This window comes from Arthrobacter sp. UCD-GKA, from assembly GCF_001863355.1.
Taxonomy (GTDB): domain Bacteria; phylum Actinomycetota; class Actinomycetes; order Actinomycetales; family Micrococcaceae; genus Paeniglutamicibacter.
Genome location: NZ_MOLR01000007.1, coordinates 36,370 through 56,718 on the forward strand (window position 1 = coordinate 36,370; position 20,349 = coordinate 56,718).

Annotated in this window: 13 protein-coding genes; 7 read left to right on the forward strand and 6 right to left on the reverse strand. The window is 60.6% G+C overall.

What is annotated here, in order from left to right:
• Positions 1–30: 30 nt before the first annotated feature.
• The 4 genes from BLJ79_RS13250 to BLJ79_RS13265 form a co-directional block, all read right to left on the reverse strand.
• Positions 31–1,569, reverse strand: a complete 1,539-nt coding sequence (locus BLJ79_RS13250; protein WP_071215235.1) for a CDP-glycerol glycerophosphotransferase family protein — start codon at positions 1,567–1,569, stop codon at positions 31–33.
• Positions 1,566–5,042, reverse strand: a complete 3,477-nt coding sequence (locus BLJ79_RS13255; protein ID WP_139194863.1) for a CDP-glycerol glycerophosphotransferase family protein — start codon at positions 5,040–5,042, stop codon at positions 1,566–1,568. The genes BLJ79_RS13250 and BLJ79_RS13255 overlap by 4 nt, the downstream gene beginning before the upstream one ends.
• 232 nt (positions 5,043–5,274) lie before the next feature.
• Entirely contained in the window at positions 5,275–7,083 is a 1,809-nt protein-coding gene (locus BLJ79_RS13260) for a glycosyltransferase (RefSeq protein WP_071215237.1), read from the reverse strand.
• 75 nt (positions 7,084–7,158) lie between these two features.
• Positions 7,159–8,355, reverse strand: coding sequence for a CDP-glycerol glycerophosphotransferase family protein (locus BLJ79_RS13265; protein WP_139194864.1), 1,197 nt, complete (start codon positions 8,353–8,355; stop codon positions 7,159–7,161).
• 215 nt (positions 8,356–8,570) lie between these two features.
• Here BLJ79_RS13265 and BLJ79_RS22455 point away from each other — a divergent pair, with 215 nt between their 5' ends.
• Genes BLJ79_RS22455 through mutM form a run of 4 tightly spaced genes read left to right on the forward strand, consistent with a single transcriptional unit; the run spans position 8,571 to position 10,972 of the window.
• The gene (locus BLJ79_RS22455) at positions 8,571–9,134 is read left to right on the forward strand and encodes a YceD family protein (RefSeq protein WP_083411287.1); all 564 of its coding nucleotides are present in this window, start codon (positions 8,571–8,573) and stop codon (positions 9,132–9,134) included.
• A gap of 2 nt (positions 9,135–9,136) precedes the next feature.
• Complete coding sequence (gene rpmF / locus BLJ79_RS13275) at positions 9,137–9,340, forward strand: 50S ribosomal protein L32 (RefSeq protein ID WP_007273166.1); 204 nt, start codon at positions 9,137–9,139, stop codon at positions 9,338–9,340.
• Positions 9,341–9,349: 9 nt separating this feature from the next.
• Complete coding sequence (gene rnc, locus BLJ79_RS13280; protein WP_071215240.1) at positions 9,350–10,051, forward strand: ribonuclease III; 702 nt, start codon at positions 9,350–9,352, stop codon at positions 10,049–10,051.
• A gap of 3 nt (positions 10,052–10,054) precedes the next feature.
• Entirely contained in the window at positions 10,055–10,972 is a 918-nt protein-coding gene (gene mutM / locus BLJ79_RS13285) for a bifunctional DNA-formamidopyrimidine glycosylase/DNA-(apurinic or apyrimidinic site) lyase (RefSeq protein ID WP_071215241.1), read from the forward strand.
• 26 nt (positions 10,973–10,998) lie between these two features.
• On the opposite strand, the gene BLJ79_RS13290 is transcribed toward mutM, so the two are convergent.
• Positions 10,999–11,817 (reverse strand): serine hydrolase domain-containing protein, encoded by an 819-nt coding sequence (locus tag BLJ79_RS13290; protein WP_071215242.1) that lies wholly within the window; start codon positions 11,815–11,817, stop codon positions 10,999–11,001.
• 135 nt (positions 11,818–11,952) lie between these two features.
• Here BLJ79_RS13290 and smc point away from each other — a divergent pair, with 135 nt between their 5' ends.
• Positions 11,953–15,537 (forward strand): chromosome segregation protein SMC, encoded by a 3,585-nt coding sequence (smc, locus tag BLJ79_RS13295; protein ID WP_071215243.1) that lies wholly within the window; start codon positions 11,953–11,955, stop codon positions 15,535–15,537.
• A 52-nt stretch (positions 15,538–15,589) separates the two neighbouring features.
• On the opposite strand, the gene BLJ79_RS13300 is transcribed toward smc, so the two are convergent.
• The gene (locus BLJ79_RS13300; protein WP_071215244.1) at positions 15,590–16,861 is read right to left on the reverse strand and encodes an MFS transporter; all 1,272 of its coding nucleotides are present in this window, start codon (positions 16,859–16,861) and stop codon (positions 15,590–15,592) included.
• 36 nt (positions 16,862–16,897) lie between these two features.
• Between BLJ79_RS13300 and ftsY the strand changes: the two genes are divergently transcribed.
• Both ftsY and BLJ79_RS13310 read left to right on the forward strand, forming a co-directional pair.
• Positions 16,898–18,091, forward strand: a complete 1,194-nt coding sequence (gene ftsY / locus BLJ79_RS13305; protein WP_071215245.1) for a signal recognition particle-docking protein FtsY — start codon at positions 16,898–16,900, stop codon at positions 18,089–18,091.
• Between the two features lie 6 nt (positions 18,092–18,097).
• The gene (locus tag BLJ79_RS13310) at positions 18,098–20,251 is read left to right on the forward strand and encodes an acyltransferase family protein (RefSeq protein ID WP_083411288.1); all 2,154 of its coding nucleotides are present in this window, start codon (positions 18,098–18,100) and stop codon (positions 20,249–20,251) included.
• Positions 20,252–20,349: the final 98 nt, after the last annotated feature.

Here is a 20,349-nt window from a genome sequence, read left to right on the forward strand (position 1 = left end):
CTCATCAGCAAGGACGGGAAATTGTATGGGTCAAGCTCTGCTTCGACCGTCGGGTAGGGCCCGGGATTCTTGTTGGCAAGATTTCGAGGCCAGGCGGGCCAGGATTGCCTCTATGGCCAAATCAAAGCTCTTGGCCGTTGCATCCGAGACGTAGTACTCGGCCAGTTCTTCCCGTTTTGCCGACATGGCGTCGGACCCGAACATCTGCTGCCATCCCGGCGAAGCGGGGGAGGATGCCAGATATGCGCTTGCTGAGGTCGGGAAAAGACGTCGGTACTCCGCCACGTCATCGTTTTCCGTGAGAATCGCGATGGGCTTGTGGGTTGGGAGATAATCGACGACGATGCTTGAAATATCCGTTGCCAGGGCATCGGACTGGTTGAACAGCTCGTATAAAGATTGCGTCGACGCCTGACGTGAACCCACATTCTTTGAGCTGCTTTTCTGCAAGAGGGCGTCTATGAGCGCAACATGCCTTGCATCTGATCCGCGGTTGAGACTGAATGGATGGGGACGAAAAATAATCCGTAGGCCTCGATCCAGGCAGTCCTGGATGAACGGTTCGGCACGGTCCAGGGAGCTGAGCGAAGAAGCCAGGTTGTAGCCCGACCAAGTGGGGGCGTAAAGCATCGTCTTGATGGACCCCGATCCGTGTGCTGGTATGAGCTCGGCCAGTTGGGGCCGGCCCACCAACACGGCTTGGCCGTGATCGAGTTGGACGTTTGCTGTGGCATACCTGTCGATGGCGGCCCGGCCCGAGACAAATATCGAGTCGTACATGCGATGGACCGGATGGGCGGATATTTCCTTGTCCGAATCACCGTGTCCCAGGTACACATGATGCAGCGACCGGTAATTGACCATCGTTGAGTTGCTGCCAACCGAATTCACGTAGAAAACGATTTGGGCACCGCTGTGCATGGCCATGTCGAGGTCGGCGTTTTCCCGGCAGGTCACGATCGGGGTGTTGGCCGGGAGCGCTGCGGCCAGGGCATCTGCGGCGCTTGAATCCCGGGTGACGATCAGGGTATTTGGCAACACGGCTTGGATGATGGAAAGCCATTGCCGAATCTGGTAGTCGCCGCCGTCGCTGCGTCCGGTATAGATGATGGCGTCGGGAGCCAGTTTGGCGATTGTCGCCTTGAGCTCACTCTTCCGGAAGGGGATGCTCCGAAGCCCGATCAGGATCCTGACACCAAGAACCAGCGTCAGCAGCATGGCAGTAAGCGCTGCGATCAAATGCAGCAGCCAGGAGTCCTTCCAAAAGAGGACCACCGCGCCCAGGAGGCCGAGGACGCCGATGCCGATGGTCAGGTATCGGGACAACTCACGGACATCCGGGACCTTGGGTAGGCCCAAGCCGTGGGCCACCGGGATGCCAGGGAATGACGACAAGACACGCAGGCCCGGAATTGGGGCCAAAGCCACGAACCACAGGCAGAATGCCAGAAATGTTTGTGGAATAGATTGATGCACGGTCCAGAACACGAAGGACTGGAGTCCGGCCAGGGGTAGCGTGTACAACAGGCCCAAGAGGGTTGCGCGAAGGGCATGTTTCAACGTTTTCATCTGACCAACACGCCTGGGTTAGACGCTATCCTCTGGCGGGCGGTGTCCAGGAATGCATCGGCGTAACCATTCGATTCGAATGGGCCCAGGTAGTATTCCTTGACCGCCGCACGCACCGGGAACAACGGATCGTCGCCCAGCAGCTTGTCCAGCACCTCGTTGTAGTTTTCCATCGAACCCTCCAAGACGTAGCCGCTGGTGGTGGCAGGCATCGTTTCATGCAAACCGGCCTCGTCGGTGGTGACCGCGACCACCGCGAACGGCTTGGTGGAAAACAAGAAGTCCGAGACCATGGCGGAGACATCGGAGATCATGGCGTCGCAGGCGTTGAAGCACTCAACGAAGGACATCTCCTTTTCAGCGGCCGCCCCAAAGACATGCTGGCGACCGGACACCTCGGCATCCGCGCGCAACAGGTCTATGACTCGGCGGATCATGCGTCGAGCATCGGGGAAGTTGTAATTGAACGGGTGGGCACGGAAGATGACCGTGCAACCGCGCTCCAGCAGACCGGCAACGATTTGTTCGCCCATGGGCAGTGAATAGACCGCCGAATCCGCGTACGGACCACGCCAGGTGGGGGCATAAAGGACAGTCTGCGGTGCGACACCAACGGTGCCCGGGGCAATGTCCTCGACTTGGGGACGACCCACCACGGAAAACTTTTCCAGCGGAATGTGTACGCCGTGGCGGGCATAGCGGTCAATACCGGCCTGCCCTGCGGAGAAGATTTCATCGTAGATTGCGTGGACCGGGTTGAAGCAGGCCGGCTTTTCCGAGTCGCCATGGTTGAGCCAAATATGGTKAAGTTCGCGACGTTCGATCAGGTGTGTGTTTTTCACGGCATTGTTGACGTAGAAGGCAGTGGTCAGCCCCGGGACCAACACGGTCTCCACCGAGGCGAGGGTGCGACGATAGATGACCGGGGCCGCGGTGACCTTGGCGGCGGCACGCATCATTTTCAGGTCGCGGGTCACCACGATATAGGGAACTCCGATGCGATCCAGGTACGGAACCCACATCCCAAGCTGGTAGGAAACCCCGATATTGGATCCGAAGTAGACGACGAAGCGGGGCCCGACCTTGGCCAGCAGCTCGGGCAGCTGAGCCTCGAGCACCTGGTTGATGTAGCGGCGGCGCAATCCGGAGATCAGGACAAAGGAGGTGATGCCGAAGGAGAGAATTCCGAAGACCAGGTAAAGGTAGCCAAGATCGGGAGCGAGGTACGTTGCAACGATCATCGCCAAGAGCAGGAGGCTGCCGCCCATCGCGGCCCAGCCTCGTGCGAAGGGCAACGGCTTTGCCTTTTCGGTTCCAGGGAGGTTGCGAGATTGCAGGCCATCCGCCCGCCACACCGCCACGGCTTGGCCTTCCAATGCGATCCCTAGGAACACCAGGGCCGCCCCGATGGCCGAAGCCACGCTGTGACCATATCCCAGCAACCCGATGGACAAAGTGGCGGCGACCGTTGCCCTGGCCGGTGCGAAGGCACCCAAGGCTTGGTTCATCCGGGTTTGGCTTCGGAAGCCACGCCTGTTCACGTAAACGCAGAACGCGATGGCCAAAGCAGCCGGGATAACGAACCACGGGCTGGAAATATCGGTGATGGCTGCCGCGGTCAGGGCCAGGGCAGCCAGGATGTTCGGCAAGACCTGCTTGGCGACGCGCATCAGTGCGTTCTTGAGCCGGCGTTGCTTGGCCCTCGCCCGGCGGTCGGCCGCTTCGGCGTCGTTGTCGGTGACAGCGATTTCCTCGTCGATTTCCGGAGCCTCGTCGGGCAGGCTGTCGGAATCCTCCGCTCCGGAGGCCGCCTCGTCCTCGTCCTCGGCGAATTCCGCCGGTTCGTCACCTGAAGCTGCGCCGAGTTCGATGGTGCGCGAGGCGGCTTGGATGAACCCCTGGGCGTATTCCTCCTGTGGGAAGTCACCCAGGTAATCGGTTCGCAGTTCCAGGCGTTGGTTGTACATGGGGTCGCTGCCGAGCATCGAAATGATCGCTGCGTCCATGCCCTCCAGCGAAGAATCAAAGACGTAGGCGGCGCGGGCAATCGGGAACTCCGAGGCAAATTCAGCAATCGGCACGTTGACCGCGACCATGGCAAACGGCTTGGCCGAGTAGAGGTAATCCGAAACGACGCTAGAGACGTCCGAAACCATGGCATCGGAGGCATTCATGCAGCCGATGATGTCGAGATCGAATTCGGCTTCCGCACCCCAAAGGTGCTTGCGGCCAGTGCTGGCCGCATCTGCGGCCAGCATCTCCTTGACACGGGCGATGATCGCCGCGTCCTCTTCGAAGTGGTAGCTGAAGGGGTGGGGACGGAAGATCACTGTGCTGCCGGTGCGAAGCAGCGACTCGACGATTCCGGTAGCAACCGGGATGGAGTGGAGGAATGTCTCGTCCACATGTCCGCGCCAGGTCGGGGCGTAGAGAACCGTGGCGTTCTCTGGCACGCCCCGTGGCGCCACCTTGACGAACTCGAGCTGCGGGCGTCCAACGATCTCGAATTTTCCGGCATCGACGACCACGCCGTGATCGCCGTAGCGCCTGGTGGCGGCCGGTCCTGCCGCGTAGATCTTGTCGTACATGGCATGGGTCGGATTGTACGAGGGGGCCTTGTCCGAATCCCCGTGCCCCAGATAGACATGGGTCAGCTGGTTGTAGCGCACCATCGCGCCGTTGCCGGAGGATGCGTTGACATAGAACACCGTGGTCAGGGACGGGACGATCAAGTCATCCAGTCCGGCCAGGCGCTTGCGCATGATCACTGGGGCATCGGTGATTTGCGCCAAAGCAAGGCTGGGGGTCTCTGCGCGGGTGATGACAATGAATTTCTTGCCGGTGCGCTGCAGGTACGGCAACCACATGGCGACCTGGTAGGAGGCGTCGTCGGGCCGGGCTGTGTAGATGGCGAATTCGGGTGCGTAGTCAGCGACCAAGTCGTTGATGGACTTCTCGGTCCGGTTGTTCGCCCTGCGACGGCGAATCACACTGACGGCACGGATCCCGGTGAGACAGACGACCAGCATGCCGCCGAGCATCCACCACAGTGCTGACAGCGAGGTGGTGGCAACGACCACACCAAGGCCCAGAAAGAGCAGTTGGCCGAAGATGATGGACTTGTTCATCCGCAGCACCCTGGGTGCCGGCTCGGTGCCCGGGAGGTTGAGGACGGCGTGGCCGCCTCCAAGACCGATGCGGCGCAGCAGTTGCTCCCCGGCGATGGACACCAGTCCAACGACGATGGCCAGGGCAGCAAACACGATTTCCGTGACGGACTCCGCGCGCGAGGCAGTCAAGGCACCGACGAGCGTCAGGAATCCCACACGTACCGGGGTGAACTTGGCCAACGCGGGTATCGGCGAGAATTTCGGGATCAGCAAGATCAGGGCGCACACAGCCAGCCAGGAAGAGAACAGCAGCCAGTTCCATGAATGGTCCGCGGAGTCCCTGAACAGGGTAAAAGAGGTCATGGCAAGCATTGCCACGACCAGGCTGATTGCCAAAATGGACCTCAACCGAAAAACGGTCTGTTCACGCGCCAGGGAAGTGATCACCGATGGGCTAGACAATGTGGTTGGTTCCTAAACTGCTTGTTTCTTCCCTGGGGCATTCGCTGTGAACCAGGGTTGTAGTGCTTAATAAGCGTCTCATGCCCGAACGACCGTTTTGTCGCTCGATCGGGGCGTGGGCTCGAGAAGAACGCTACTTCCGCATGCTCCAGAAGCCATTGACGGTTCGGTAACTACTGCGGCCGTTGAACTGGATTTCCGAGTGCGGCAATTCAATGGGTACGCGCACACGGCGGGAAAGGTTCTCGCCGGAGATTTGGAGATAGGCATCGAGCGGCTCGTCGTTCTCCATGGGATCAATCTCATGGGGCCAGGCGTTGTCTACGAGAACCTCGCCGGCCACCCGGGTGGCCGCAATCCGCTGCTGCGAGCCGCTGCTGCGATTCATCCAGATGAAGTCGTAGGACAGATCCTGGCCCGATCCGATGGACAGCTCCGTCTGCACGGGCATGCGCAGGGCCAGAGCCAGGCGTTCCTGACTTAGCTGCACCGGACCCACCTCGAGGGTCGTGGGCAGGATGCGCCGGTGTCGATTGGCTGCGGCCGCATTGATGGYGTCCACCCATTGGTCCAATGCCGCCTGGTGCCCGAAGTTCTCGGCGTGGCGCCACGCCTGCTTCGACAGGCGTTGGGCCAGGAAACGCCGACCGGTAATGGCCAAGACCTTCTGGGCCGCTTGTGTTTCGTTGCGCGGTGCCACCACGAACCCGTTGGAGCCGTCTCGAATCATGTCGCGAGGGCCGTACCGGATGTCGTGTGCAATGGGTGGGCAGCCGCGTCCCATGGCCTCCATGACAACCAAGGGCTGCATTTCGCTGCGGCTGGTCAACAGCGTGAACGCTGCCTGGTCGAAGTGTTTGGCCGCGCCGGGCGTGGCGCCATGGAACCGCACAACGGAGTCCAGTCCAAGCTGCGAACGCATCTCGAGAAGTTGCTCGTGGTCCGGGCCGCCGCCATAGATGTCCAAGGTGACCGCTGGATCCTTGGCATGCACTCGTTTCATGATGCGCAGCGCCAAGGGGATGTCCTTCACCGGGCTCAACCGCGCGACCATGACCCCGCGCTTGCGATCGCGCTTGGCAAACTGTGGCAGGGCCTCTAGCCTCGGGACGATGTTGGAGACGACAAAGCGGTTGTTTGTCTTGCCGAACCGCAGCTCAAGATCTTCCTTGTTTCGCTCGGTGAGGGTGATGATCCCATCCCAGCGTTCCTGTCGGGTCAATACCGGGCGTCGCTGCGGCGTCARGGCCGCGGTTATCGCATGGCCGGCGCCGACGGAATGGTAGCCATGCATGATATGGAACTTGTAGGTGTCGTCTCGTTCATAATGCGCGAAGTGCGTGGCCGAGTACTTGGAATCCACGATCAGGTGCGTCGTGGACGCGGAACGGATTTCGTCGAACCATGCACGATAAAGCTCACCGGCGTTTGCATAGCGTGCGGATCCCTGTTCGGTGTGCCGGGTGAACACGCGCGAAGTGCGTTCCCCGGTGCCGTTGTACTGGCGTTCTTCGTGGAGGTAGACGGAGCCCTCGGGAGTGGTGAATGAAATAGTTGCCGGCTGGCCTGAGACCGGATCCATGGTGGTGTAGCTGAAGGGGCGGCCCTCGGAGTCGGCTTCCCATTCTCCGGAATCGGTGTCTGCAACCTTCAGCACCGGTGCACTGGAGACAGTCGGCTGGGAACGCAAGGATTCGTGCAAGTTGAGGATCCGAACCGCAGGGGTGAGGCGGCCCTCTGCGATCATGCGCTGGCGTACCGGGTCGTAGCTGGGGCGCGCATCGAAGGTCAGAATCGTTGTGGGTACGCCTCCCACCTCAACGAAGGTCTTGGCGCGTTCAAGCATTGCTGCTGTCAGACCACCGAATGAATCGGCAATTTGCATGGTGATCATGTAGTAGTCGCCGTCAGGCAGCTGTGCATGGGTCGTTCGTTTGGCCATTCCTACAGCATATCGGGCATTCTACGCCCGACCCGACGTGGCAGGCCGAAGGGAATCGAGCATTACTCCCCACTGCTAACCAAGAAGCTGAAGGGAAGCGGAAATAAAGCGTTCGGTGCCGGTGCCCAGATCCTCGGAGCCAAAGACACGGCTCCGGAAATTTCGCTGGGCTTCCGACAGCTCACTTGAGGCCAGCCGCAGCAGTTGCTCGAGGGGTTGTTCTGGCATTGCACGCCAGTGGCTGGTTGCTTGCAGCATTTCCGAATCTCGGGTTAACGAATCCGGGACTGCGGCAGGTACCAGGATCAATGTGCGCTTGCTTAGCCCGATGGCGTCCATGGCCATGGCGGACACATCGGTGACTACGAGGTCCGCCTGGTTGATGGAATCGACGGGATTGACGTTCTCATCGAGCAGGGGGGATTGAAGCGAGTGAGGGTGGGAACGCAGTTTGATTGCGTCACGGAGCTTCCTGTCCGCCGATCGATGTTCCTGTGACAACGAACCGAGCTTGGGGTGCGGGCGATAAACAAGTCGAAAACGGGGATCCTCGAGAACCAGGCTTGCCAGGTTTGCTCCCAACTGGGCCAGGGATCCGTACGCCATGGTGGGGCTGTCGCCTTCCCACGTCGGTGCGTACAGAACCGATACGGGCTTCCCCTCGGCTGTTGCAGTGGGAACCTTGGCCGCCGCGGTATCAAGCTGCGGGCGGCCAATGTGAACGAGCTTCGTTGCATCGAATCGTGGGATCGTGGAGACGAGTCGGTCTTCGGAAGCCTGGCCGGCAATGAAGCAGTAGTCGTAGGCCTTGAGCTGATTGGAAGTCATCGACGACTTCTCGCTTTCACCATGGCTCAAGTGGACGTGTATTGGGCCGTTGAGCCGCAAAGTTGTGAAGTTCGCTTGGTTGTTGTTGACGTAGAAGATCACATCCACCATTTGCTTTGCCACGAATCCCTCCAACGCCGCGGATGATGTGGCCAACACAATTTGCATGTCCGTAAGTTTCCGGAGCTTTAGTGCTGTCAGTGAGTTGGCTACGAGCAAGGCAACTGGGCCAGCTGCCCGGGAAAGCTCCGACAGCGGCTGAATCCACTGCTCGAGTTGGTACAAGCCCTGGGGGGCATCCGAGAAATACGCCACGAAGGGGATCTTGGCAGGCCTAGGTGCTTGCAATGCCAATGATTTGCGCACCGTGGGTTCGGCCGCTGCCGAGCGAATCCGGGATACCACTGGCAGGATGGCCGACTTGAGAGTGCTGACTTGACGCATTCAAGTAGCATAGACGTTTGGCCTTGGAGGTTTTGGCGCCGCCTGGTGCGCGAGTGTGGGTTGTGTTACAAAGCGCCGCGGGCATGGCTGGTTCGTTTGGGATCTCATGTTCGATCAGGCTAAGATGTAATGTCGGTCTATGTTCTACAGGAGTCATCATTAGCGAAAAGCGTTCAGATCGTTCGTCGTCACACGGCATCGATCGCAGTTCGCCCTTGGTTTTCTTAACCAAGGATCTCGGGCGCAGCCCGGGAAACATGACGACCCTTGATGAGGTGGTCGCCGCACCGGCTGAAATCGGTGTTGCACTCATCGGAGTCCGTGAAGGGTCAGAAATTGACCTCGATCTGCGATTCGAAGCCGTGCACGAGGGCATTCTGGTTTCCGGAATCGCCACCGTCGAAATCGACGGTGAATGCGGCCGGTGCTTGGAAGCCATCGCGTATGACTTCGATGCCGACATTCAAGAACTCTTCTACTACGAGGGCTTACACGAGTTCACCGAAGAAGAAGAGCTTGACCAGTACCAGGTTGTAGACGATCGTATCGATCTCGAACCTGTGCTCCGGAATGCAGTGGTGACCGCGCTGCCGTTCCAACCGGTATGCCGGGAAGACTGTGCAGGGCTTTGCTCCGAATGTGGAAAAAGCCTGAATGAGGATCCTGAGCATCACCATGAGGTCTTGGATCCTCGTTGGGCAGCGCTTGCCGGGCTGACCGACATCGTCGCAGAGGACGCGACACAGAGTACACATTCAGTCGAGAGAGAAGAGAAGTAGCCGTGGCTGTCCCGAAGAGGAAGATGTCCCGCTCAAACACTCGCGCCCGTCGCGCCCAGTGGAAGGCAACCGCGCCTACCCTGGTGAAGACCATGGAAAACGGTCGCGTCACCTACAGCCTGCCGCACCAGGCAAAGGTTGTCACGGATTCCGCAGGCACCGAGCTGTTCCTTGAATACAAGGGTCGCAAGGTCGCAGACGCGTAAGTCTGTCTGATGCCTTCAACAGAAGAGCTTTTGAAGCGTCTCGGGGTCGATATTGACCCCGAGACGCTTCGTCTTGCCCTCACACACCGTTCTTACGCTTACGAGCATGGTGGCATTCCCACCAACGAACGCCTCGAGTTCCTGGGGGATTCGGTCCTCGGCTATGCCGTCACAGACCATCTCTACAAGAACTACCCGGACCTGCCCGAAGGCGATCTGGCCAAGCGTCGCTCCGCAGTGGTCAGCACCCGTGCCCTGGCGGGCATAGCCCGTTCCCTGGGCGTGGGGGAGTTCATCCTCCTGGGTCAAGGCGAGATTCTTACCAATGGCAAGGACAAGTCGTCCATACTTGCCGACACCATGGAATCCCTCATCGGCGCCACGTTCCTGAACCACGGCATTGAAGTTGCCCGGCAAATGGTCATGCGCCTGATCCTGCCGCTGCTGCACGACGTGGACGTCTTGGGCGCCGGCACCGACTGGAAGACGGCCATCCAAGAGATTGCCGCAGCCAAAAAGCTGGGCAACATCGAGTACCGGGTCACGGGTTCCGGCCCTGACCACCAACGCACGTACCAAGCAGTGCTGCACATCGGCGGAACTGCCTACGGCGCCGGAACCGGACCTTCAAAGAAGGAAGCCGAACAGGAATCCGCAGCAGTGTCGTGGAAGATGGTTCGCCCACATGACGATTCCACCGAAGCCAAATAGGCGATGCCAGAGCTGCCTGAAGTAGAGGTGGTGCGGCGCGGCCTGGATGACTGGGTCGTTGGCCGCACCATCGAATCGGTCCAGGTCGTCGATCCACGCTCCGTTCGACGACACGTGGATGGTCCATCCGACTTCGCCGCGAGCCTCACCCACGCACGCATCGCAGCTGCCGTGCGCCGTGGAAAGTTCCTCTGGATGCCGCTGGAAGGCTTGTCCATCCCCAGTGCCTTGGTGGCGCATCTGGGCATGAGCGGACAGCTTCTGGTGGAGGAACCCGCCGCGCCGGATGAAAAGCATCTCAAGGTGCGCCTCGAACTCTCTGGAGAGTCCAACAAGCCCGGCCAGCTGCGCTTCATTGACCAAAGGATCTTTGGTGGCATGTTTCTCTCGCCCATGGTGCAAACCGGTGATCAATTCCCCGGTGGAGTGGGGTCCGAGGATCCTTTTATCCCAGAGGCTGCCGCGCACATCGCTCGGGATGTGCTGGACCCGGCGTCCACTCCCGAAACGCTCCATCAAGCCCTGCGCAAGAAAAACACACAGCTCAAGCGGGCCATACTCGACCAGCAAGTGATCTCCGGTATCGGCAACATCTACGCCGACGAGGCGCTGTGGGCCGCCAAGCTCCATGGGTTGCGCTCCACGGCCACGATCCGCCGCCCGGACGTTGCCAGGCTTCATGCCGCCCTTGTAGACGTCATGGGTAGGGCCCTGGACGCGGGCGGGACCAGCTTCGATGCCCTCTACGTCAATGTCAACGGAGCTTCCGGATATTTTGACAGGTCTTTGAATGCCTACGGTCGTGAAGGCAAGGAGTGCTTGCGCTGTGCCGAGCAGGACCTTGTCTCGCTGATTCGTCGCGACCCGTTCATGGGTCGGTCCTCCTACAGCTGCCCTCGGTGCCAGCGCAAGCCCCGCTAGACTGACCGCCCAGCGGGGCTGAATCTCTACCGACCCCTGACCTCGGAGACAACCGCGTCGTTGAACGGTGTCCACGCCTCGACGGCCCACGGACCGAAGGGCTTGTCCGTCAACGTCACGCACGCGGCGTCCAACGCCGGGTCCACCCACAGGAACGTGCCCGCTTGGCCAAAGTGTCCATAGGTCTCAGATGAATTGAGCAGCCCGGTCCAGTGCGGGGTCTTCTCGGAACGTATTTCGAATCCCAGGCCCCAGGTATTGTCCGTTTGGCGCCCGTATCCGGGCAGGATCCCGGGAAGGCCCGGAAACACCACATGAGTGGCTTGGGAATGGGTTTGCACGTCCAGGAGCGTGGGACTGTGCAGTTCGGTTGCGAATTGCACCAGGTCGCCCAATGTGGAGGTTCCGTCCGCCGCGGCACTGCCGTCCAGCGACGTTGAATCCATGCCCAGGGGTTGCAGGACCGCCTCACCCAGGTAGTCGGCGAAGCTCATTTCCGTGGCCTGTTCCAGGGTCTCTGCAAGCACCTCAAAGCCGACATTCGAATACAACCTCCGAGCACCGGGGGCAAAGCGCACCTTGCGTTCGGCAAAGTCGTAGCCGGAGGTGTGTGCCAAGAGATGCTTGACAGTGGACCCCTCGGGGCCGGCCGGGGTGTCAAGGTCAAAGGCACCCTCTTCCAAGGCCACCAGGAACGCATAGGAACTGAGCAACTTGGTCACAGAGGCCAGCGCATAGCGATGATCCGCATCGCCATGCGATCCCAAGATCGTTCCGTCCGCGGCGACAACGGCGGAGGCCGCGTGTGTCGAAGGCCATGAATCTATGGCCAAAAGACTTTTCAAGGGGTCTGCTCCTAGCATTCGTGATGAAAATACCTGCATGCCGGGCTTGACCTACGCCATCGAGTCGGAGCGACTCGATAGGATGGAAGGCAGCCCAACGACCACTTTAGCCACCAAATACCCAGGACGCCCCACGTGCATTTGAAAACACTCACCGTTCGCGGATTCAAGTCGTTCGCCTCGGCGACGACCTTTGAATTCGAACCGGGTGTCACCGCAGTGGTGGGGCCCAATGGTTCGGGCAAATCAAACGTTGTAGACGCCTTGGCCTGGGTCATGGGGGAGCAGGGTGCCAAGACGCTGCGCGGCGGCAAGATGGAAGACGTCATCTTCGCTGGGACCTCCGGCCGGGCGCCGTTGGGGCGCGCACACGTCTCGCTGACCATCGACAACAGCGATGGCGCCCTACCGATCGAGTACGCCGAAGTCACGATCTCCCGGACCCTGTTCCGGGCAGGCGGATCCGAGTACGCCATCAACGGCAATTCCTGCCGCCTGCTGGACATCCAGGAGCTCCTGTCCGATTCCGGCTTGGGCCGCGAAATGCACGTCATCGTCGGCCAGGGGCAGCTGGACCGGATCCTGCATGCCACCCCCGAGGACCGTCGCGGTTTCATCGAGGAAGCGGCCGGCGTGCTCAAGCACCGGCGGCGCAAGGAAAAGACCGTACGCAAACTTGACGCCATGCAGGGGAACCTGAACCGGCTCGAGGACCTCACCGGTGAAATCCGCCGGCAGCTCACCCCCTTGGGAAAACAAGCCAAGATTGCCCGCCGCGCACAGGCCGTCCAATTCGAGGTCCGCGATGCGAAATCACGGCTCCTGGCCGATGACCTGGTGACGCTGCGCGCGGTCCTGGAAAAAGACATTGCCGATGAGGCCAGCCAGCGAGCTGCCCAGCAGGTGGTCCAGGGACGGCTCGAGGAATCCAGGGCGGAACTGGCCCGCCTGGAGGTGGCCGCCGCACATGCTACCCCGGCACTGAACAAGGCCCGGGACCTCTGGTTCGGGCTGACGTCCACCCGAGAGCGCTTCAGGTCCCTGGGCGCCTTGTCAGCCGAACGCTCACGCCTGCTGGGTACCGACGGCCCCGAATTCGACCCAAGCCGCGATCCCGACAGGTTGGAGTCGCAGGCGGAACGCCTCGGCGACGAACTCGAGGAATTGGAAGAAAACCTGGAGATGCGCCAGGAACTTCTGGAAGAAGCACTCGAAGCCAAGACGGAAGCCGAGGAAGCCGCCCACGCGGAGCAACAGCGGCTCACCAATGAATTGCGCACGGCCGCGGATCGCCGCGAAGGATTGGCGCGGCTGGCCGGACAGATCGGTTCATCCCGCAGCAAGGCCGAAGCCACCGAGGGTGAGCTGGGCCGCCTGAGGCAGTCCCTGGCGGACTGGGCCGAGCGCCGAGAGGGGACTGCGAACGAGTTTGCCGCCCTCGAACAACAGGCCGCCTCCGTCCAAAGCGGCGAGGAGGACCTCGACACGGCCTATGAGAATGCAGCCGACCGCCACGAGGCCTTGGTGGCCAAGATGGATGCCCAGCGGGTGGCCGAGCAGGAACTTGCCACCAGGCTGGGTGCCTTGCGAGGAAGGCTTGAAGCGCTGCGCATGGGGGCAGTCCGCAAGGATGCCTCCGAAGAAATCCTTGCCGGTGGGCACGAAGGTTTGATGGGCCGTCTATCGCAATACCTCGAGGTCGAAAACGGCTATGAAGTCGCCGTTGCCGCAGCCTTGGGCCCGGTTGCCGAAGCCATCGCCGTGGAAGAAATTGACCACGCCTTGGCAATCCTTGGGGACCTGCGGGAAACCGACGGCGGCCGGGTGCACTTGGTCAACGGCAACCTTGATGCAGCAACACGGCCCAACGCCGCAGCTCCACTTGGAAAGCACGTGCTTGAGGTCATCGGAACTCCCGAAACGCTGGCAGGTACGCTGGCTCACCTGCTGCACTCCACAGTGGTCGTGGCCGACCTGCCCGAAGCCCAGCAGCTGCTGGAGAACGACCCACACTTGACGGCCGTGACACTGGCCGGAGACATTCTTACCTCGGGCACGGCCAGCGGCGGAACGACAGCCGCGCCCTCATTGATTGAACAGAATGCCGCCATCATTGAAACCGAGGCTGAGCTGGCCGTGATTGACGAGAAGCTTTCGGGTATGCGGCTGGAAGCAGCGGAGCTCACCACCCAGCTCATGGCAGCGGAGGAAGCCGCGGATGCAGCGCTGAGCAGGCTGCACGATTCCGATGCCAGGATCTCCGCCGTGGCCCAGCGCATGGAACATCTTGGTTCCTTGCTGCGCCAGGGCCACGGCGAGCGTGAACGCCTCGAACAACAGATCGCCGTGGCGCAGGAAAAGCTCGAAGTGGAGCAGGAAAAACTCGCCGAACTTGTCGAACGCCTGGACATGGCGCAGGAAACACCCGAGGACCACGAACCCGAAACGGACCAACGCGACGAACTTGCTGCGGCCGCCTCCGCAGCCCGGCAGAAGGAACTCGACGCCCGGCTGGCCCTGCGCAGTGCGGAGGAACGCGCCAACGCACTCCGTGGCCGCGTCGAGTCGCTGAATCGGGCGGCCGAGACCGAACGACGGGCACGTGCCGAGGCACAGCGCCGCGCCGAGATTCGCCGAAGCCAGGCATCAGCTGCCCGAGAAGTCTCGGCCAAGGTCGAGCGCGTCATTTCGTTCATGGACGTGTCGATCGAGCTTGCCGACAGGGAACGCGAGCAGCTCCAGCAGCGGCGCGAAGAACTGGAAGGAGAACTGTCGCTGGTCCGCGCGCGGGTGGACAAGCTGGGCCACGAATTGGCCGAACTGACCAACTCGGTGCACCGCGATGAAATGGCTCGCGCCGAACAGCGCCTGCGCATTGAAACGCTTGAGAACCGTTCCATTGAGGAACTCGGGCTCACGAGCGAGCACCTCGTTGAACACTTTGGGCCACATTTGCCGGTGCCACAGCCACCCCCCGAAGATGACAAGTGGGCAGCCCTTCGCCAGGAAGTCGACGACGAGGGCAACTCGGTTCCTGAGGGAATTGCCTTTGACCGTGTCGACCAGGAAAAACGGTTGAAGAAAGCCGAAAGGGATCTTGCGGCCTTGGGTCGGGTCAATCCGTTGGCCTTGGAAGAGTTTGCTGCGCTCGAGGAACGGCACACGTTCCTGACCTCGCAGTTGGAGGATTTGAAGAACAGCCGCAAGGATCTGTTGGACATCATCAAGGACGTTGACGAGCGAGTTGAGCGGGTCTTCACCGAGGCCTACAACGACACCGCCGCACAGTTCGAGCGGGTCTTCGGCCGTCTCTTTCCCGGGGGAGATGGACGCCTTGTCCTTACCGACCCGGACAATATGCTCACCACTGGCATCGAAGTTGAAGCACGCCCTGCGGGCAAGAAGATCAAGCGACTCTCCCTGCTCTCGGGCGGGGAGAGGTCGTTGACAGCGGTTGCCTTGCTGGTAGCCATCTTCAAAGCCCGGCCCTCGCCCTTCTACGTCATGGACGAGGTGGAAGCGGCGTTGGACGACACCAACCTGGGTCGGCTGATCACGATCTTTGAGGAGTTGCGCGAGTCAAGCCAGCTCATTGTGATCACCCACCAGAAGCGCACCATGGAAGTCGCGGATGCGCTGTACGGGGTGACCATGCGTGGAGATGGAGTTTCCATGGTGATCAGCCAACGCGTGGAGCGCGAGGACGCCCAAAGCGCATAGCTTTGCCAATTTCTTTGCCGGGAGATCCTGCAATGGAGGAAGCGCGCATTAACTAGGGCATTGGTGAGTCCTGGGTGGAGGGTTCACGTTTCTCCTTGACCAGCAACCAAGCCAGGACACCGAAGAAGCCCAAGGCGCCGCTGACGGTAAAGGCCCATCCGAAGCCCACCTGGTCGGCAATGAGGCCCGCAAGGATCGGGCCAATGATGGAACCAAAGTCGGTGGCCATCTGGAATGTAGCCAAGACCTTGCCTCCGTTTCGACCTTGGCCCACCACATCGGCTATCGCTGCTTGTTGGGCCGGCCCCATGAGCCCGGTGCCGATGCCGCCAATGACGGATAGGGCAATGAACCACGGGATGTTGTCCACCCAACCTATTGCGGCCGTGGAAAGCGATGCGATAGACAGTCCCACAAGAATCGGGAGTCGTCGACCGTATGAGTCCGTGAGCCTGCCGGCAACGGTCAACGCCGCACCGTTTCCCACGGCAAAGATTGCCAACGCCAGGCCAGCCAGCAAGGTTCCCTTTGAAGCAAACGCGGCGACGGCAAAGAGCGGGATCAAGGACATCCTCACGCCAAAGGCCATCCAGCCATTGGTGAACCCAGACACCAGAGCCGCCCTGAAGGCGGCCGCGCCCCAGGCCTCGGACAACGGGATTCGTTCAACCACAACGGCTTCCTCGGTTGCGCTCTTCTCGGTGGCTCCACGCGAATGAGACAGGGAGAAGTACACAATTGCCGCAGCCACGATGAGCGCACCGCCATAGATGAAAAACGGGATTCGGAAACCCATGCCGGCCGCAAAGGAGCCAAGCACTGGCCCTGCGACATTTCCCAGCAGGAAGGAGCCGGAATACAACCCGGCGATCCGGCCCCGGATCTCCCGCGGCGACATCCGGGCAATCAGGGCCATGGCCGAGACCGTGAACATGGTCGATCCCAAGCCTCCCAGACCGCGGAAGATCAGCAGTTGGGTGTAGGACTGCGCAAAGCCGCACAGGATCGTCGAGGCGGCGACGACCAGCACACCCGTGACATAGACGGTGGGTTCCCCCAGCCGATCGGTGAGCTTCCCGCTGACGGGCGCGAAGATCAGCCGGGCGAAAGCGAAGATGCTGACAATGACGCTGGCAGCGGCAACGCCGACGTTAAAGCTGGTGGCAAATTGGGGAAGGATCGGGGCAATGAGCCCGAAGCCCAAGGCAACAACAAAGGCGGCCGCGACTAGGACACGGATTTCTCGGGGGACCGACGGCAATTTCCGTAAATCCGGATTAACCGGTTTTTCAGGGAAATCGGAGGTCGAAGCATTCTTAGGCATAGGTAAGACCAGTTTAGTCTGTGAGAAGCTAGGACGGTGTCAGAACAACTTAACTTGATCATTGTCCTCGTTGCAGTGGTTGCCGTCATCGGTATCGGTGCTGCCTTCTTCCTTGTGCGTGGCCGTAAGGCTCCCAAGGGAACGTACACCGGTCCGCGCGACGCCAACGACCCAGCGCCCACGCTCACCACGGATGCACCATCCACCGAGGCCCCGGAGACGACGGCCTCCGCCGATGCCGAGGCCGCGGCTATCGACGTTGTCGACGAAACCGCCGGCAAGGTGCTCGTCCCCACCGATGTCCCCGAACCGGTCCAGGGGCGTCTGGCACGGCTGCGCGCCCGCCTGAGCAAGTCCAACAACGTCCTGGGCAAGGGCCTGTTGGCCCTTTTGAGCCAGGACAAGATCGACGAAGACGTCTGGGACGAAATCGAAGAGACCTTGCTCCTGGCAGACTTGGGCACCGAACCGACCCTTGAGCTCGTGGACGCCTTGCGCGAACGCGTCAAGGTTGAAGGCAGCCGTGACCCGCAGCGGGTCCACGACATGCTCCGTGAGGAGCTCATCAAGCTCGTCGACCCCACCATGGACCGCAACTTCATCCCGGTTCGCCATGCTGACCGCCCGAACGTGATCATGGTGGTCGGCGTCAACGGCGTCGGCAAGACCACCACCATCGGCAAGATGGCCCGCGTGTTGGTTGCGGAAAACAAGGACGTCATCCTCGGTGCAGCAGACACCTTCCGTGCCGCTGCAGCCGAACAGCTGGCCACCTGGGGCGACCGCGTGGGTGTACCCACCGTCAAATCCGACATTGATGGCGCCGACCCGGCATCCGTTGCCTTCGAGGCAGTGACCGCGGGCATCGAGCAAGAGGTCGACATTGTCATGATCGACACCGCCGGCCGCCTGCAGAACAAGGTCGGCCTGATGGATGAGCTCGGCAAGATCAAGCGAGTCATCGAAAAGAAGGCAACCGTTGACGAGGTCCTTCTGGTGCTTGACGCGACGACTGGCCAGAACGGCCTGAACCAGGCCAAGGTCTTCTCCGAGGTCGTCAACGTCACCGGCATCGTCCTCACGAAGCTCGACGGCACCGCCAAGGGCGGCATCGTCGTGGCCATCCAGCGGCAGCTCGGTGTTCCGGTCAAGCTGGTCGGCCTGGGCGAAGGCCCGGATGACCTGGCACCGTTTGATGCCGAAGCGTTCGTCGACGCATTACTGGACTAAGGGCCGATGATTCAAGATACGAAATTGACCGCGCAGGTCAAAGGCCGGCATTTTGGCGACCCGCGTGGCCATGGCCTCGAAGCTGTGCCCGGCGCAGCCCACAAAGGTGGCAAGCCCAAGGTCTTTCGCGGTGATATCCAAGGGCTGCGGGCGATTGCAGTCTCCTTGGTCGTTATCTATCATTTGTGGCCACAGCGGCTGACCGGCGGCTTCATTGGCGTAGACGTTTTCTTCGTGATCTCCGGTTTCCTGATCACGTCGCACCTAATGAAACGTCCGCCAAAGACGTGGAACGATTTGGTGACATTCTGGTTGAGGCGAGTCAAACGCCTGCTGCCTGCGTCATTCCTTGTGTTGGGCGTGACGCTCGCAGCGATTCCCCTCGTTGCCCCCGTTACCGTGTGGAAGGAATGGGCGACCCAAGTTGTAGCCTCGACTTTCTACATCCAGAACTGGCGCCTGGCCTCCACCAGCGTAGATTACCTGGCGGCCGATAACGCCGTCTCAGCGGTCCAACATTTTTGGTCCTTGTCCGTTGAAGAACAGTTTTACCTTTTCTGGCCTGTCATTGTTGCGGCACTGGTGGGGCTCGCCTTCATGCTTCGAAAGAACCGCACGCTGGTCGTGGCGACTGGCATCGGGTTGATCATTGCTGGCTCGCTCGTCTTTTCCGCGGTGTCGACGGTGACTGAACCCGGCATCGCATACTTCTCCACTTTTACCCGGGCATGGGAGCTGGCCGCAGGAGCATTGGTTGCGGTGATTGTGCCCGCCACGGCTGGGCTGCGACGCTCGAAGCTTGGCGGATTCCTTGCTTGGATCGGGTTGCTCGCGATTGCCTATGCAGGTGTGACCTACAGCGGTGCCACGGCCTTCCCGGGCTATGCGGCGGCCCTGCCCGTGTTCGGAACAGCGCTGGTTATCTGGGCGAACGCCTCGCATACGTTTTCTCCCAACGGGCTTCTCAGCCATCCAGCGGCACGTTTCCTCGGTGACCACTCGTACTCGATTTACTTGTGGCACTGGCCGCTCATCGTCTTTCTCCCGTTCTACAGCGGCGAGCTTGGGATTTTGGATAAGGTAGTCGTTGTTGCTGCGACCCTTCTACTTTCAATCCTCTCCAAGCGATACGTGGAAGACCGTTTCCGCGCCTATTTGGACACAAGCAAGATCCTCACGGGAGGACGATTCCTGCTCGTTGGAACCTTGGTCCTTGGTCTGCTTGGAACTGCCATGATCAATGTCGGCAGCAGCAGTGAAGAAACGGGTTCCAAGCTGTCTACGGAGATCCAGCGGGTTCAGGCACAAGTTGGCATTGACTGCTTTGGCGCCGCGGCCATGGTGAATTCCTGCACGAATACCGGCCTGTCACCGATGGTGCCCTCGCCTGCTGCGGCCAAGAATGACAAGTCCCAGGCCTACGCGGACAAATGCTGGTCAAACGGCGACTTCAGTGATCGACCGATCTGCACGTACGGCACTGGCAAGACACAAGTAGCTTTGACGGGAAATTCACACGCCGGGCAATGGCTGCCAGCGCTCACCGAGATCGCCGACCGGCAGGGATGGACCATCACCACGTACTTGGCCTCCAGCTGCGCACCGACCGATGCGCCAACCGCATTCAACACACCTGCAAAAATCGAAGGGTGCCTTGACTTTGGCCGGTGGGTCCAGGATAAAACGGAATCCGGTCAGTATGACCTCATCATCACGTCCGATAGGCAGAGCCTTCCGGTGGAAGGCTACGAACTGGAGAACACGGAACAGGCGGCTATCGATGGATACGCAAGCTATCTAGCTCGCTGGGCCAAAGCTGATACGCCAATAGTGGTTATCCGTGACACACCATTCCCCGCACACACCGTCAGTAATGTGCCGGACTGCCTGGCAAGCAGCGATGATCCGTTGCAGGATTGTTCTGGAACGCCGAAATCGTGGAAGTCTTTGGATCCGCTTGCGACAGCGGCCCAGGAGAACAACTTTCCGTTCGTGCACACGATTAATATGACTGAATACTTTTGCAACCAGGATGTCTGCCCCGCTGTGATCGGGTCCGTAGTCCCGTACTTCGATGGTTCGCACCTGACTGCCACATTTGCCCGAACGCTCTCGGACAAGTTGGAGAAGAAGGTCTTTGACGTGCTTCCGCATCTTTGAGACGTTCAACAGTGACTCATGAGAGAGGCGGCCACGCGAAAAAGCGTGGCCGCCTCTGCCATGCCACCACGATTGGGAAACAAGCACGCAATCTTTCA

Coding starts and splice junctions, on each gene's coding strand:
- rnc (WP_071215240.1), top strand. CDS start 9,350: ATGCCTTCAACAGAAGAGCTTTTGAAGCGTCTCGGGGTCGATATTGAC.
- BLJ79_RS13250 (WP_071215235.1), bottom strand. CDS start 1,569: ATGAAAACGTTGAAACATGCCCTTCGCGCAACCCTCTTGGGCCTGTTG.
- BLJ79_RS13310 (WP_083411288.1), top strand. CDS start 18,098: ATGATTCAAGATACGAAATTGACCGCGCAGGTCAAAGGCCGGCATTTT.
- mutM (WP_071215241.1), top strand. CDS start 10,055: ATGCCAGAGCTGCCTGAAGTAGAGGTGGTGCGGCGCGGCCTGGATGAC.
- BLJ79_RS13265 (WP_139194864.1), bottom strand. CDS start 8,355: ATGCGTCAAGTCAGCACTCTCAAGTCGGCCATCCTGCCAGTGGTATCC.
- BLJ79_RS13300 (WP_071215244.1), bottom strand. CDS start 16,861: ATGCCTAAGAATGCTTCGACCTCCGATTTCCCTGAAAAACCGGTTAAT.